The following is a 1,425-nucleotide window of genomic DNA, read 5'->3' as shown; positions in this document are numbered from 1 at the left end:
GCAGTGACTCGGCCATCGCGCCGAACGACGAGAAGCAGTCGCCGCCCCAGTGCACCGGGTACTGCTGGCCGCCGGCCGTCGCCGAACGCGCGAACACGACGGCTTCGCCCGTGCCGCGCTCCTTTTCCAGGAGTTCGAAGACGGTGCGGTTGTACAGGTGGGTGTAGTAGTTGTGCATGCGCTCCGCGTCGGAGCCGTCGTGCCAGAGCACGTCGGTGGGGATGCGCTCGCCGAAGTCGGTCTTGAAGCAGTCGACGCCCTGGTCGAGCAGCACCTTCAGCTTCGCCTGGAACCAGGCGCACGCCTCGGGGTCGGTGAAGTCGACGAGCGCCATGCCCGCCTGCCACAGATCCCACTGCCAGATGTCGCCGTTTGCCCGCCTGACCAGGTATCCCGCGGCGGCTGCCTCGTCGAACAGGGCGGACTTCTGCGCGATGTAGGGGTTGATCCACACGGAGATCTTCAGTCCCCGTGCCTTGAGCCGGGCCAGCATGCCCTCCGGGTCGGGGAAGACGTCGGGGTCCCACTGGAAGTCCGACCACTGGTACTCGCGCATCCAGAAGCAGTCGAAGTGGAAGACGCTCAGCGGGAGGTCGCGCCGGGCCATGCCCTCGACGAAGGAGGTCACCGTCTGCTCGTCGTACTGCGTGGTGAACGAGGTGGTGAGCCACAGTCCGAACGACCAGGCCGGGGGCAGCGCGGGGCGGCCGGTGAGTGCGGTGTAGCGGCGCAGGACGTCCTTGGGCGTGGGGCCCGCGACGACGAAGTACTCCAGGGTCTGGTCCTGGACGCTGAACTGCATCTGGCCGACCGACTCCGAGCCGATCTCGTAGCTGACCCTGCCGGGGTGGTTGACGAACACGCCGTAGGCGCCGGCGGGGGAGAGGTGCAGGCTGAAGGGGACGTTCTTGTAGGCCTGTTCGCTGCTGGTGCCGCCGTCGGCCTGCCACATGTCCACGACCTGGCCGTTCTTGACGAACGGCGTGAAGCGTTCGCCCAGGCCGTAGACCTGCTCGCCCACGCCCAGGGCCAGCCGCCCGGCCATGTGGTGCGCGCCGTCGCCGGCGGTGAAGAAGGCCGTGCCCTTGCGGCCTGCCGAGGTGATCTCCCGGCCGTCCGGGTCACGGAACGACAGGGCCCAGGGGGCGGCCTTGTCCAGGCGCGCGGTCAGGGGCCCGCTGGTCAGCTCGGTCACGTCGCCGTCGCGGCTCACCTGTCCGTGGCCGGTGTCGGCGCCCGGCAGGCCGAAGTCGGGGCCGGGGTGGCGCTTGCCGGCCAGGTGAGTGGTGCGCACGCCGATGACGCCCTCGGCGGGGGAGAAGCAATCGACGGTCAGCAGGGGGGAGTTGAGGGTGTCGCCGCGGCGCTCGACGCGCTTGGTCGCGGCGTGGGCGGTGAAGCGGTCGGCGCCGGCGCGCACACCTG

General features: G+C 70.0%; 1 protein-coding gene. It reads right to left on the bottom strand.

Translation table 11 applies throughout. The annotated features are described in order from the left end of the window. On the bottom strand, window positions 1-1,425 hold a 1,425-nt coding region (gene yicI, locus ACQKIP_RS47430; RefSeq protein WP_427745866.1), incomplete at both ends, for an alpha-xylosidase.

The sequence above is a fragment of the Streptomyces sp. NPDC059900 genome (assembly GCF_050270335.1).
In the GTDB taxonomy this organism is placed as follows: domain Bacteria; phylum Actinomycetota; class Actinomycetes; order Streptomycetales; family Streptomycetaceae; genus Streptomyces.
Note: the sequence above shows the minus strand (reverse complement) of the source record. Positions and strands in the feature narration are given on the sequence as shown.